This is a genomic window from Psychrobacter sp. PL15, assembly GCF_035984995.1.
Lineage (GTDB): Bacteria > Pseudomonadota > Gammaproteobacteria > Pseudomonadales > Moraxellaceae > Psychrobacter.
This window is the reverse complement of sequence record NZ_JAXCIB010000008.1, coordinates 70556-84003: the sequence shown is the minus strand read 5'-3', so window position 1 is coordinate 84003 and position 13448 is coordinate 70556. Positions and strand designations below refer to the sequence as shown.

Sequence of the window (13448 nt, the reverse complement as noted above, 5' to 3'; positions counted from 1 at the left end):
GAATAAAACTTTCACAAGGGCTCATTCGATGACAATATAGTCCCTTTAACGATGTGCCGTCATAGTCTCTTTAACGGCGTGCCGTCCAAAATTTTGAAGGCATTAATTTTGAGGTCGTTAATTTAGAGACAATCAGCGCGGCGAAAAATAGAATGGCCAAGACCAGTACAATGGTCAGTCCGGTCTGTATATCAAGCCAGATACTGCCCCAAACGCCTAAAGTGACGCCCAGTTGAGCAACGATCAGTGCGATAATCACCATCTGCTTAGGTGACGCTGAATATAGGCGCGCCGTGAGTGCTGGTAGTACTAGCAAGCCACTGATTAATAAGCTACCAACTGCTTGCAAGGCAATCGCACAGAATCCAGCCAATACCCCCATAAAAAACAGCCGCTGCCGCGTGGGGTTAATGCCTTGAATACGGGCTAACGCTTCATGAGTCGACAGTTTAATTTGTGCTGGCCAAATATAAGCTAATAATCCGAGTCCAATCAGTACACTCGTAGCAAGTAACGGCAGATCTGCCCAGTCAAGCTCCAGTAAATTACCAAATAAAAACCCCAATACATTGGCTTGTTGATCAGTAAGCTGGGTCAAGGCCAATAGTCCCAAACACAGTAGTGAGACCGCGACCACTGCGAGTACTGCATCGACTGGTAGTCGCTCATCATCGATCAACACCAGTCCTACGACCACCATGACGCTAACCATAGCGATACCAATACCCATCGGCAACTGCCACCACACCGCTAGCGCAACGCCGAGAAGGGTTCCATGCGCTAAGGCATCTGCAAAAAAGGCCATGCGTCGCCACAATACCAGACATCCAAGGGGCGCTGATAGCAGGGCTAAAATACTGCCGGCAATCCAAGCAGGGGCAATGATAGCTAACCAAGCGGTCATAATAAGTGTCCGTTAGACTTTATTTATAAAATTTAATAAAGAACTTAATAGTGAATAAGTAAGGTAACACAACCAGTTTAGTAGCTGGCAAGCTGGTATGGATGCAGCTACAACAGCTCACTTGGCGCTTGGTGTTCACAAGCGTGCGGCTGATGTACATAAGGTTGCTCATAATGATGACCAAACAATTTTTGAAACTCAGCACTGATAGCGAGGTCGCTGGGTTGGCCCTCACAGCAGATGTGTTTATTGAGACAAATCACTCGTCGGCTGCCTTTCATTACCCAATGCAAATCGTGTGACACGACTAGCATGGCGCAACGTAAAAACTCTGGCAGCTCATCAATGAACTGATATAGCCACACTTCCGTATCAGGATCCAGTCCCTGCATGGGCTCATCTAAAATCAGTAAATTAGGCTTGTCTAACAAGGCGCGTGCTAATAGTACCCGCTGAGTCTCCCCACCAGATAAGTGCAACATCTGCCGTGATAGTAGATGCGTTAATGACAAATTATCAAAAATGAATTGCCGCTGGCTATCAGTCAAGCGTCGCTTATCTGCTTGCGCCAATAAGTCCTGGACTCGCAGTGGCAAGATCGGCGGTACGGCAAAACGTTGCGGTACATAACCAAGCTGCAACGGTTGATGCGCAATAATTTGCCCTTCAGAGGGCATGATTAGTCCCAAAACAAGCTTCACCAACGTTGACTTGCCAGCACCATTAGGCCCAATAAGACTAACGGTTTCATTGACCGCAATATCAATATTGATATGTGACACCAAGCGCTGTTGCCCGATATGATAACTGACATCAGTTAAAGTAAGAAGCGGAACGTCACGCTTAGAGAACGAATCAAGCTGTTGAGTAGAGGGTGGTTGTGTAGATGAAGATACAGGATGATTCATGAGTCGGCAGCTAATAGTTTAAAAATTGATGAATGAATAAAAAAGATATTTTGCATGACGTTCTTTGTATGGCTTTAGTGGCAGGCCTGGCAAATGCCGCTAAGCTCAATGACGCTACGGGCAACGGTAAAGCCAACATCTTGCTCAGCGAAGCTCATCATTTCTTGTACTGGTAAGCTGCTACATTCTTGCACTCGCTGGCATTGGTCACAGATTAAGAAGGCTGCCGTATGTTGTGCCCGTGGATGACAACAGGGGACATAAGCATTAATCGAAGTCAGTTGATGAATCAAGCCCTCACTTAACAAAAACTCTAAGCTGCGATAAACCGTCGGTGGTGCGACATTTTTTGAGGTGGTATTTTTTGTTTCATGGACATTATTATCGGTGTCTAATAGCCGTACACGCTGCAGTTGAGTAATGAGATCATAAGCGCCAACTGGTTTATTGGCCTGCAATACCAGTTCATAGATCTGCTGACGTAAAGGCGTAAAGCGTACGCCACGCGTCCGGCACTGCTCTTTTGCTGCTGCGAGTCGCTCAACTACATCGCGCGGCGTAAAGTCTTGCACATCATGCAGATGGTTGTCGTGTACGTGATTGTCACATACATCGCCATTGGTAGATGACTCACAGCCAGATGAAGTAATAGACACTATTCAAGCTCCAAAAAATAAGTTAGCACTTTTAATTGTTATAGTATAACATAATGGAAATTAGAAAAACATAACTCTTATTATTCCTATCTATTTAACAGGACTACTTACGCATGACTTTTCATCGTCAAAATAACGATAATATTATAAATAATTTTCTTGACCCTAAGTCCTTTCTTACCAATTCATTTTTCAATAAATTTTTATGCTCAATTATACTGTCTAAACGTTTGCTGATCACAGCAATAATAATGCTAGGCTCTTTAACCTTAAATGCTCAAGCAGCAACGGTCAGTGTCAGTAACTATCCACTGTTTTTATTGAGCCAAGCAGTGACTGAAGGTTCGCCGGCAGCGAAACAATTATTACAAGCGGGGGAGGTGGGGCACCATGGCAGCATTAGCCCTGGTGATATCAAAGCCATTCAAGACAGCAAGTTTGTGGTGTGGTTTGGTGCTTCTTTAGAGAATAATTTGGCATCAAGCCTAGAGTCAGCACCTAATGCTATTGCATTATTTGACTTCAATGCTTTTAGTCGTCATCCGTTACGTGATGTCAAAGGTGTCCCTATTGCCGGCACGCTAGACCCGCACATGTGGCTCGATCCTGAGAACGCTAAAGCCATTACTCGTGCCCTCGCCGTTATCCATAGTCATGCTAACCCGCAATATAAAAAACTCTATCACGCTAATGCACAGAAATTTGCTCAGCGAATGGACAGTGCGGTGGCCAATGAGATACAGAAAGTTCAGCAGGAAAAAGGTCAAAAAGCGTATCCTTATTGGGCCTATCATGATGCTTATCAATATATAGAAGCCTCTCTACAACTACAGTTTATCGGTAGTCTGAGTGCCGATGACCATATAGCACCTAAGGCCAGTCAACTGCGCTGGCTTAACGAGCAAAGACCTGCTAAGCAAATGTGTTTGGTATCCCCAAGCAGCCCTGCTAAAGGATTACTTGCCAAGCTACAACCGGTGAATACTACAGTACAAGCCGAAGACATGAGTATGAGTAAAGACTTTGTGGCTGGCTGGAGTATTATGGCGCAGCAGATTCGTCGTTGTATTTCTTAAGAGTCGCTGTAGATCTCAAAAATAATATAAAGAGCCTATTATAAAGAGCCTATAAAGTATCGCGCTTGCTGGCTTTTAAGGTGACTGGCAATGGCCCCTAAAGTGATTATAAAAAATTATGTGGGTCGTGACTTTATTGATAAATGAGTCGTTGGTATACTCTCAACTGTAGGGTTGATAAGTGTCATACTGCACTTGCTTGACGGAAGTGTGGGTTCTAAAGTGTGCGTTCTAAAGTTATCGGCGTTTTATTTTTGGACAACAGTCGACACTAGTAGAATGCCCCATTTACGGATAAACTTGTCGCAACTATGCTACCTTATCAAAACGCGGTGGTTGCTGTATCAATGCTAGAGGATAGCCAATGACCAAACCTGCCAAACGCACGCAAAAAGATAAAATTGGTATCTATCTCAAGCGCCAAGCATGGATACTGTTCATCCTAATTATTATTGCTTCGATGTTAGATATTTTTTGGCTACACAGTGCGTTGGTTGTCGCAAAAAGCAGTGCAATCGGTGCACTACTAAGCTTTGCGACCCAAGCAGTATTTGCCGGCTTCATCTTTTGGCATAGTGGGTATCGTGCGCGCCGACATATTGTCAGCCAGTTGTATCGAGGACAAATGGTCAAGTGGCTACTAACCGTGTTGGGTTTCGCATTGATCTTTATTACCATACAGCCTTTGTCCGCGCCTGCGTTATTTGTTGGTTTTATAGTCATGCAGTTTAGTCATACTGTGATGTTATTGTACGTACGCTGACGGCAATAGACGTTACACAGTTAAATTATAAGGCCGTTGATAGTGCTAATCAGACTGCCTTATCTGCCCGCTCTTTATTTGTATCCCTTTATAATTAAGCCAAAAAGTAATAAATAATATGTCTTATAAAACCGTATTAATCACTGCGAAAACAGCAGTATAAGCCATTAAAATGAGTATTAAGCAGAGGAAGTTGATGACCGTTTGGAGAGTAAAGGTCACTTGTAAATAAAATCTTACAATTTAATTGTTCACGCAAACCTATATTAATAAACGCTATTAGCGACACCTCGTCCATATAGCGCTTAAAAAACACATAATTGACTTTACATGAATACAACGTTGCATTAATATAGGCCGCTAATTAACCTGCTTATCTACGCTGTATTGAGCGTGTGTCGTCACAAAACGATATGAGCAAACACAAATATGAATGCTTTACGCACAAGTACCAAGGGCTAGTAATGAATAATCACAAGCCCTTTTTTGATAGCTAAATTTTATAAAAAGCTAATAAAATCAGATACTTGCATTAGGTTTATGGGTTGGATGTTGTTGATTATAGGATAGTTTAGTACGATAAATTTGCACAGAACATCAGCGCTAAAAATTTATTGTGCCAAAGCTATTCATCAGATGACAACCGTATTTTTTGGTAGTTGATTAAATCGTTGATTAATAAGAAGCTTACATTATGGCAGCCGAGCAACAAACATCATCAGAATATATCTCTCACCACTTAACGAACTGGACGTATGGCTATTTGCCGGGCGAAGGTTGGAAAGTCGCATATACTGCTGAAGAAGCAGGACAAATGGGCTTTAAAGCTATTCATCTCGACTCTATGCTGTGGTCAATTGGTCTAGGCATTCTATTTTGTGTCGTCTTTTGGATGGTTGCTAGAAAGGTGACCTCGGGTGTACCGGGTAAACTACAGGCCGCCGTAGAGATTATCATTGAGTTTGTCGACAACAACGTCCGTGATTCGTATAGCGGTACCTCAAAGTTGGTGGCGCCATTAGCGTTAACTATCTTTGTGTGGATTTTCTTGATGAACTTAATGGATTTGATTCCTGTTGACTTTATCCCAAGTATTGCTGGACAAATTGGTGCAGCGATGGGCTATGATCCTCATCATGTATTCTTTAAAATCGTCCCAACCACTGATCCTAACGTCACGTTGGGCATGTCATTCTCTGTCTTTGCGTTGATTATCTTTTATAGCATTAAAGAAAAGGGCCTGGGTGGTTTCGTTGGCGAGTTGACGTTACATCCGTTTAACGCCAAAAACCCTATCGTACAAACTATTTTAATCCCTATTAACTTTATCTTAGAATTTGTTACCTTGATTGCTAAACCTATCTCATTAGGTCTGCGACTATTCGGTAACATGTATGCTGGGGAACTGATTTTCGTATTGATAGCCCTAATGCCGTTTTGGATTCAATGGGCGTTATCGGTACCGTGGGCTATTTTCCACATTTTGATTATTACACTTCAAGCGTTCGTATTTATGATGTTGACGATAGTTTATATGTCGCTAGCATCATCAACTGAACATTAATTAGACATTCAATAGGTAAATGAGGATACATCCATGGATCCAGTAGTATTAGCGCAAGCAACCTTAGATGGTTACACAGTTATCGCCGTGGCTTTGCTTATCGGTTTAGGCGCACTTGGTACCGGTATTGGTTTTGCTATCTTAGGTGGCAAATTCTTAGAAGGCGTTGCCCGTCAGCCAGAACTTGGTTCACAGTTGCAAACTCGTATGTTCATCGTGGCCGGCCTACTTGATGCCGTACCGATGATTGGTGTTGGTATTGCTATGTTATTGTTATTTGCAAACCCTCTAGGCGCTTAGTCTGAAATCTCAGTTGTAACTGCTTGACTGTCGAGCACGGTCAACGAAACTGACTTTTCATTAACAAAGAGGTGATCACGTGAATATCAATTCTACCCTCATCGGTCAAGCCATTGCTTTTGCAATATTTGTGGTTTTTTGCATGAAGTTCGTGTGGCCACCACTTATCGGCGCTATTAATGAGCGTCAGCGTAAAATCGCTGATGGTCTAAATGCGGCGGAAAAAGCAAAAGCAGATTTGGCCTCCGCGGAGCAAGATGTACAGCAGGAGCTTAATGTCGCTAAGACTAAAGCTGCTGCGTTGATTGAGCAGGCGAATAAAAGTGCCAATCAGCTGGTTGAAGATGCCAAATCACAAGCCCAAGTGGAAGGTGAACGTATCCGTCAACAAGCACAGGCGTCTATCGATCAAGAGATCAATCAAGCACGTGAGTTATTACGTGCCCAAGTCGCAGAACTTGCGGTACTTGGTGCTGAGAAGATTTTGCAAGAGCAAGTCGATATGCAAAAACATGCCAGCATGTTAGACCAACTGGCGGCGAAGCTGTAATAGTGAGGATATAATGGCTGACTTATCAACCTTAGCACGACCCTACGCTAAAGCTGCGTTTGACTATGCCAATGAACATGGGGTGGTAAAGGAGTGGGAAGATTTCTTGTTTATTGCCAGTACGATTGTCAGTGACAAGTCGTTCCACACATTGCTAGACAATCCAGCCGTTTCTGCTGAGCATAAGTCAGCCGTTTTGGTCGATCTGTATGATACACAAGTAACTGACGCTACTGACTCTGCCTTTAAGGTGTTACTGAATAATACCCAAGGGCATCGTCAAGACAGCACTACCAGCTATCCTAAAGTATCAACAGCGCTTAGCAACTTCGTTCATCAGCTGTCAGAGCAAGAGCGCCTGGCGCTGCTTCCTGAAGTTTATGAGCATTATCGTCGTCATAAGGCGTTAAGCTTAAAGCAGCTCAATGCTTATGTGACTTCTGCCTATCCATTGACCGACGCGCAGCGTGAGCTGTTCGAAACCCGTCTTGCCGCCTCGCTAAATGCCAGTGTGGTAATTCACGAAACGGTTGATCCTAGTCTTTTGGCAGGCGCTACTATCAAAATCGGTGACAAAATCATCGACGATTCTATGCGCGGCAAATTACAACAGTTAAAAACACAGCTAACGGCCTAATGTTATTTATCTTCTCATCAACGTTTACCAGTTAAGTCAGGTCGGCGTGACAATATTTTGCTAGTTTGAGTGATAAGTAGAGCGTTTAAGTCAGTGGGCGGGTTATCATAAATTAAAGGAAACCAGGCAATGCAACAATTGAATCCAGCGGAAATCAGTAATCTGATTAAGCAGCGAATTCAAGACCTTGATGCGGGTGCAACTGCAAAGAATGAAGGCACGATTGTCAAAGTATCTGACGGTATCGTGCAGATTCATGGTCTTGAAGATGCCATGTATGGCGAAATGATTGAGTTTGAAGGCGAAATCTACGGAATGGCGCTTAACTTAGAGCGTGATTCTGTCGGTGCGGTCGTACTAGGCGATTATTTAAAACTACAAGAAGGCCAAAAAGCCTATTGTACTGGTCGTATTCTTGAAGTACCCGTAGGTCCTGAGCTGCTAGGCCGTGTTGTTGATGCCTTAGGTAATCCTATTGATGGCAAAGGTCCTATTAATGCTAAAATGACTGACAAAGTCGAAAAAATCGCCCCAGGGGTTATTGAACGTCAGTCAGTAGATCAGCCAGTAATGACCGGTTATAAAGCCGTTGATACTATGATTCCGATTGGCCGTGGCCAGCGTGAGCTGATCATTGGTGACCGTCAGACGGGTAAAACAGCCATGGCTATCGATGCGATCATCGCGCAGAAAACCTCTGGCATTAAATGCGTATATGTGGCCATTGGTCAAAAGCGCTCTACCATTGCTAACGTGGTGCGTAAGCTTGAACAAACCGGCGCACTTGAATACACCACTGTAGTGGTTGCTTCAGCTTCAGAGCCTGCAGCACTCCAGTATATTGCCCCGTACTCAGGTTGTACGATGGGCGAATACTTCCGTGACCGCGGTGAAGATGCCTTGATTGTATTTGATGACTTATCAAAACAAGCGGTTGCTTATCGCCAAATTTCATTACTACTACGTCGCCCGCCAGGTCGTGAAGCCTATCCTGGTGATGTATTTTATCTTCATTCACGTCTGCTTGAGCGTGCTTCACGCGTCAACGCTGAATATGTAGAAAAATTCACCAATGGTGAAGTGGTTGGTAAAACCGGTTCTTTAACCGCGCTACCGATCATCGAAACCCAAGCGGGTGACGTATCAGCATTCGTACCAACCAACGTGATTTCAATCACTGATGGTCAGATTTTCTTAGAATCAAGCCTATTTAACTCAGGTATCCGTCCAGCTGTGAACGCGGGTATTTCGGTATCGCGGGTTGGTGGTGCGGCGCAGACTAAGATTATCAAAAAGCTATCTGGTGGTATTCGTACCGCGCTAGCGCAGTATCGTGAATTGGCAGCGTTCGCGCAGTTTGCCTCGGATCTTGATGATGCGACTCGCGCCCAGCTTGATCATGGTGAGCGCGTGACTGAACTGATGAAGCAAAAACAGTATCAGCCGATGTCTATCTCTGAGCAAGCGGCAGTGATTTACGCGTCAAACGAAGGTTTCTTATCAGACGTTCCCATTAATAAAATCGGTTCTTTTGAAGAAAGCTACTTACGTTATATGCATGACGAGCAAAGCGATTTGATGAAAGAGATTGATGACACTGCAAATTATAATGATGATATTGCAGGTCGTTTAAAGTCAGCGATTGAGACTTTTAAACAAAACCACAGTTATTAATTTAACGGGTTAAGCCGGTTTGGTTGGTTACTGCTAAAGTGGCGCGCTGTCTTTAAGAAGAATAACAGTTGTGCTGCTTTAGCCATAATCAACGGCATGTGACCGCGTAGTGCTACAAGAAATTAGTACAGTGCTTTATATTAAATATTGTTGCATTCGCCAATGCTTTTTTAACCCTCTTATATTGGAATCATTATGGCAAGCTTAAAAGAAATACGTGCCAAAGTCACCAGTATTAAAAGCACCCAGAAAATTACCCGCGCCATGCAAATGGTGGCCGCGAGTAAAATGCGCCGTGCCCAAGAGCGCATGGTCGTGGGTCGCCCGTATGCTGATAGTATGCGCCGGGTTATTTCACATTTGGTGCATGCTTCATCAGACTATAAACACCCGTATATGGTATCGCGCCCGGTCAATAAAGTAGGTTATATTGTCATCACCTCCGACCGTGGTCTGGCGGGTGGTTTGAATATTAATTTATTCAAAGCTTTAAGCAAAAGCATCAAAGACTATCAAGACCAGTCTGTACAAGCTGAATTTGCAGTTATTGGCGCTAAAGGTGTTAGTTTCTTCAAGAGTTTTGGTGGTAAAGTCACCTCAGCCGTGACTAACTATGGTGATAAGCCGACCTTTGAGCAGCTAAATGCACCGGTTCAAGCCATGCTTGACGATTATGAGAACGGTAAAATAGACCGTATCTATGTGGTGTATAACCAGTTCGTTAATGCGATGACCCAAAAGCCAACCGTCAGTCAACTGGTACCTTTACCAGAGCAATCGTTTGCTGATGAAGACAGTGGCATGCAGACTGAACTAAGCTGGGATTACATCTATGAGCCTGATATCGAAACGTTGATCGATAGTCTGCTAGGGCGCTATATTGAGTCGATTGTCTATCAAGCGGTAATGGAAAACATTGCCTCTGAGCAGTCGTCGCGTATGGTCGCTATGAAAGCGGCAACAGATAATGCTGGTGACCTAATTAACGATTTACAGTTGGTTTACAACAAGCTGCGTCAAGCGGCGATTACTCGAGAAATCTCAGAAATCGTTGGCGGCGCTGCTGCTGTTTCATAATTGACACCACCTATATATAGAAGTTCAAGGAGAACGCAATGAGTAGCGGTCGTATTGTACAGATTATTGGCGCGGTTCTTGACGTTGAGTTCAGCCGTGACGAAGTACCTCAAATTTATGATGCTTTGCAAGTAGATGGTACCGAAACCACCCTAGAAGTACAGCAACAAATAGGGGATGGTATCGTGCGTACTATCGCCATGGGCTCAACGGAAGGCCTAAAACGTAACCTAACCGTTACCAATACTGGTGCCCCTATTTCTGTGCCGGTAGGTATTGGTACGCTGGGTCGTATTATGGATGTTTTGGGTCGTCCTATCGATGAAGAAGGTCCCGTAATCGCCGATACCAAATGGTCGATTCACCGTGAAGCGCCAAGCTATGCCGACCAATCTAACAGCACCGAGCTATTAGAGACTGGTATTAAAGTCATTGATCTACTTTGCCCGTTCGCCAAAGGTGGTAAAGTGGGTCTGTTTGGTGGTGCTGGGGTTGGCAAAACCGTCAACATTATGGAATTGATCAATAACATCGCTCTTAAACACGAAGGCCTGTCAGTATTTGCGGGTGTTGGTGAACGTACGCGTGAAGGCAATGACTTCTATCACGAAATGCAAGAAGCGGGCGTTGTAAATACCGAAGACTTCACCAAGTCTAAAGTGGCGATGATTTATGGTCAGATGAATGAGCCACCGGGTAACCGTTTACGTGTTGCGCTGTCTGGTCTCACCATGGCTGAGTATTTCCGTGATACCAAAGATCCTGAAACTGGCAAAGGTCGTGACGTTCTGTTCTTTGTTGATAACATCTATCGTTATACGCTTGCCGGTACTGAAGTATCCGCCTTGCTAGGCCGTATGCCATCAGCGGTTGGTTATCAGCCAACACTTGCTGAAGAGATGGGTATGCTACAAGAGCGTATTACTTCAACGCAATCAGGTTCAATCACGTCAATACAAGCCGTATATGTACCAGCGGATGACTTGACTGATCCATCACCTGCCACTACCTTTGCTCACTTGGATGCGACGGTCGTACTAAACCGTGATATCGCCTCACAAGGTATCTATCCGGCGGTTGATCCACTGGATTCAACCTCACGTCAGCTAGATCCACAGGTCATCAGCGAAGAGCATTATAATGTGGCTCGTGGCGTGCAAGAAGTATTGCAGAGCTATAAAGAATTAAAAGACATCATTGCCATTTTGGGTATGGATGAGCTATCAGAAGAAGACAAACTAACCGTTTATCGTGCGCGTAAAATCCAGCGCTTCTTATCACAGCCTTTCCATGTGGCCGAAGTCTTTACGGGTGCCCCTGGTAAATACGTGGCACTACGCGACACTATTGCTGGCTTCAAAGCAATTATCGCTGGTGAATATGATGATCTACCAGAACAAGCATTCTATATGGCCGGCGGAATCGACGAAGTGGTCGCTAAAGCTGAAAAAATGAAATCTGCTTCAAAGTAAGTGTTCTATAACTTCAAGTTGTCTGGCAAATAGGCTATAAACAGTTTGTTTGCTAACAGCAGCGCCCAGTAGTTTTTATAGCAGTTTTTATAGTAAGGAGATAGGGATGGCAACGTTACAATGTCGCGTCGTAAGCGCTCGTGAAGAGTTGTACTCAGGCGAGATCAGCATGTTGATCGCTACTGGTAGCGAGGGCGAAATTGGGGTGCTACCCGGCCACACTCCGCTCATTACTTTGCTAAAACCTGGCCCAATGCGGGTGCAAAAACCAGATGGCGAAGAAGTCGTTATCTATGTCTCAGGCGGCGTGCTAGAAGTACAACCAAAAATGGTCACCGTACTAGCAGATACCGGCATGCGCGCGCATAATCTTGACGAAAGTAAAATTGTCGAGGCCCGCAGAAAAGCAGAGCAAATGTTGGTCAACCAGTCTGATACCTTACAAACTAACGCCGCTTTAGTGTCACTGATTGAGTCAGCTGCACAGTTACATACTATTCGTAAGTACCAAAACCGTGCTTAAGAATATTCACCTCAGAGTTTCTTTGAGCAATATACAGTAGCTATAATAAAAACAGTCCATTATGGGCTGTTTTTTTATTGCTGTTTTTTACTTGCTGTTCGTAAGTGTGACAGAGGCTGCAAAAAATATATACCAGCAGTGCCTTGTCCTTTTTAAATTGGATCGACTGTATGGTGATACTTGGTTATATTGAGGATAACAATAGCGCTTTAATAAAATGTTTGAGTGCTTATTTAAGGAATTTGTAATTAATAACTAAACCTGACTATCATATATTGTTCGTTAGGTGAAAAACACACAGTTTTTGGACGCAAACGAAAGCTTTATTAGAGATTGTTTATAGATTTTGTTAACGATGATAGGCTATAGTATGGGATGCTACACGTTTGATAGTATAATGCGCTACCGATTTTGCACCATCACGACGGACATAAATTGTTCCCTTTTATAGTGCTACTACCTTCCCTGCTATTAATTTTTCTACATTAGAGGATATAAAAATGACAATGAACGAAGACGACAACACGCCACGAATCCTGATTGTTGAGGATGATGAGCGTCTGGCTATGTTGACTCAAGACTATTTAGTCAAAAATGGCTTGGAAGTAGCGATTGAAACTGACGGTAATCGTGCTATCCGCCGTATCGTTAATGAGCAGCCAGATTTGGTCGTGCTTGATGTCATGCTTCCTGGTAGTGATGGTCTGACGGTGTGCCGCGAAGTACGCCCTCATTATCAAAACCCTATTTTGATGCTTACTGCTCGTACTGAAGATATGGATCAGGTACTTGGTTTAGAGATGGGTGCTGACGATTACGTCGCTAAGCCTGCTCAGCCACGCGTACTACTCGCGCGTATTCGTGCCTTACTACGTCGTTCGGAAAATGCCCCATCAGAAGATGTACCACAGCGCTTAGAATTTGGTGACTTAGTTATCGATAATGGCGGTCGTTCAGTAATGCTTGGTGAAGAGTTAGTCGACTTTACTAGTGCGGAATATGACTTATTGTGGTTGCTCGCCTCTAACGCGGGTCGTATCTTGTCACGCGAAGATATCTTCGAGCGTCTACGTGGTATTGAGTACGACGGTCAAGATCGTTCTATTGACGTGCGTATTTCACGTATTCGTCCTAAGATTGGTGATGATCCAGAAAACCCAAAACGTATCAAAACTGTCCGTAGTAAAGGTTATTTGTTCGTAAAAGAAGGTAATTAGTTTTACCCCACGACCCTTAACTGACTGTTCTTCTTCAATAGACTAAAAAACCAGTATCATGCTGGTTTTTTTGTGGACAGTGTTTAAGTCTCTAACGCTATATACCAGGTTATGTGGTTTAATTAAG

General features: G+C 43.8%; 14 protein-coding genes. 11 read left to right on the top strand and 3 right to left on the bottom strand.

Features of this window, described 5'->3' with window-relative positions; translation table 11 throughout:
* Window positions 1-70 precede the first annotated feature (70 nt).
* The 3 genes from RCH20_RS08525 to RCH20_RS08515 all read right to left on the bottom strand — a co-directional run bounded on the left by RCH20_RS08525 (window position 71) and on the right by RCH20_RS08515 (window position 2468).
* A complete protein-coding gene (locus tag RCH20_RS08525) occupies window positions 71-904 on the bottom strand; it encodes a metal ABC transporter permease (RefSeq protein ID WP_327193273.1) in 834 nt (277 codons plus the stop codon).
* Window positions 905-1011: 107 nt separating this feature from the next.
* Complete coding sequence (locus RCH20_RS08520) at window positions 1012-1812, bottom strand: metal ABC transporter ATP-binding protein (RefSeq protein WP_327193272.1); 801 nt, start codon at window positions 1810-1812, stop codon at window positions 1012-1014.
* Between the two features lie 74 nt (window positions 1813-1886).
* Window positions 1887-2468, bottom strand: coding sequence for a transcriptional repressor (locus RCH20_RS08515; RefSeq protein WP_209956200.1), 582 nt, complete (start codon window positions 2466-2468; stop codon window positions 1887-1889).
* Window positions 2469-2719: 251 nt separating this feature from the next.
* Here RCH20_RS08515 and RCH20_RS08510 point away from each other — a divergent pair, with 251 nt between their 5' ends.
* From RCH20_RS08510 to RCH20_RS08460, 11 genes are all read left to right on the top strand, one after another.
* The gene (locus tag RCH20_RS08510) at window positions 2720-3544 is read left to right on the top strand and encodes a metal ABC transporter solute-binding protein, Zn/Mn family (protein WP_327193271.1); all 825 of its coding nucleotides are present in this window, start codon (window positions 2720-2722) and stop codon (window positions 3542-3544) included.
* 364 nt (window positions 3545-3908) lie between these two features.
* On the top strand, window positions 3909-4307 hold the full coding sequence (locus tag RCH20_RS08505; protein ID WP_327193270.1) for an ATP synthase subunit I: 399 nt from the start codon (window positions 3909-3911) through the stop codon (window positions 4305-4307).
* Between the two features lie 694 nt (window positions 4308-5001).
* Entirely contained in the window at window positions 5002-5871 is an 870-nt protein-coding gene (gene atpB, locus RCH20_RS08500; protein ID WP_209956203.1) for a F0F1 ATP synthase subunit A, read from the top strand.
* 33 nt (window positions 5872-5904) lie between these two features.
* Complete coding sequence (gene atpE / locus RCH20_RS08495; protein WP_201555703.1) at window positions 5905-6171, top strand: F0F1 ATP synthase subunit C; 267 nt, start codon at window positions 5905-5907, stop codon at window positions 6169-6171.
* 79 nt (window positions 6172-6250) lie between these two features.
* The gene (locus RCH20_RS08490; RefSeq protein WP_209956204.1) at window positions 6251-6721 is read left to right on the top strand and encodes a F0F1 ATP synthase subunit B; all 471 of its coding nucleotides are present in this window, start codon (window positions 6251-6253) and stop codon (window positions 6719-6721) included.
* A 13-nt stretch (window positions 6722-6734) separates the two neighbouring features.
* A complete protein-coding gene (locus RCH20_RS08485; protein ID WP_209956205.1) occupies window positions 6735-7358 on the top strand; it encodes a F0F1 ATP synthase subunit delta in 624 nt (207 codons plus the stop codon).
* Window positions 7359-7487: 129 nt separating this feature from the next.
* Window positions 7488-9032 (top strand): F0F1 ATP synthase subunit alpha, encoded by a 1545-nt coding sequence (atpA, locus tag RCH20_RS08480; protein WP_209956206.1) that lies wholly within the window; start codon window positions 7488-7490, stop codon window positions 9030-9032.
* A 195-nt stretch (window positions 9033-9227) separates the two neighbouring features.
* A complete protein-coding gene (atpG, locus tag RCH20_RS08475) occupies window positions 9228-10109 on the top strand; it encodes a F0F1 ATP synthase subunit gamma (protein WP_209956207.1) in 882 nt (293 codons plus the stop codon).
* 38 nt (window positions 10110-10147) lie between these two features.
* Window positions 10148-11581: a F0F1 ATP synthase subunit beta gene (gene atpD / locus RCH20_RS08470; RefSeq protein ID WP_209956208.1), complete on the top strand. Its 1434-nt coding sequence runs from the start codon at window positions 10148-10150 to the stop codon at window positions 11579-11581.
* Window positions 11582-11687: 106 nt separating this feature from the next.
* Entirely contained in the window at window positions 11688-12104 is a 417-nt protein-coding gene (locus RCH20_RS08465) for a F0F1 ATP synthase subunit epsilon (protein ID WP_209956209.1), read from the top strand.
* 506 nt (window positions 12105-12610) lie between these two features.
* Window positions 12611-13321, top strand: coding sequence for a response regulator (locus RCH20_RS08460; RefSeq protein WP_209958858.1), 711 nt, complete (start codon window positions 12611-12613; stop codon window positions 13319-13321).
* The last annotated feature ends 127 nt before the right edge of the window (window positions 13322-13448 follow it).

Coding starts and splice junctions, on each gene's coding strand:
- RCH20_RS08520 (WP_327193272.1), bottom strand. CDS start 1,812: ATGAATCATCCTGTATCTTCATCTACACAACCACCCTCTACTCAACAG.
- atpE (WP_201555703.1), top strand. CDS start 5,905: ATGGATCCAGTAGTATTAGCGCAAGCAACCTTAGATGGTTACACAGTT.
- atpA (WP_209956206.1), top strand. CDS start 7,488: ATGCAACAATTGAATCCAGCGGAAATCAGTAATCTGATTAAGCAGCGA.
- RCH20_RS08465 (WP_209956209.1), top strand. CDS start 11,688: ATGGCAACGTTACAATGTCGCGTCGTAAGCGCTCGTGAAGAGTTGTAC.
- RCH20_RS08505 (WP_327193270.1), top strand. CDS start 3,909: ATGACCAAACCTGCCAAACGCACGCAAAAAGATAAAATTGGTATCTAT.
- atpB (WP_209956203.1), top strand. CDS start 5,002: ATGGCAGCCGAGCAACAAACATCATCAGAATATATCTCTCACCACTTA.
- atpG (WP_209956207.1), top strand. CDS start 9,228: ATGGCAAGCTTAAAAGAAATACGTGCCAAAGTCACCAGTATTAAAAGC.
- RCH20_RS08460 (WP_209958858.1), top strand. CDS start 12,611: ATGAACGAAGACGACAACACGCCACGAATCCTGATTGTTGAGGATGAT.
- RCH20_RS08485 (WP_209956205.1), top strand. CDS start 6,735: ATGGCTGACTTATCAACCTTAGCACGACCCTACGCTAAAGCTGCGTTT.
- atpD (WP_209956208.1), top strand. CDS start 10,148: ATGAGTAGCGGTCGTATTGTACAGATTATTGGCGCGGTTCTTGACGTT.
- RCH20_RS08510 (WP_327193271.1), top strand. CDS start 2,720: ATGCTAGGCTCTTTAACCTTAAATGCTCAAGCAGCAACGGTCAGTGTC.
- RCH20_RS08525 (WP_327193273.1), bottom strand. CDS start 904: ATGACCGCTTGGTTAGCTATCATTGCCCCTGCTTGGATTGCCGGCAGT.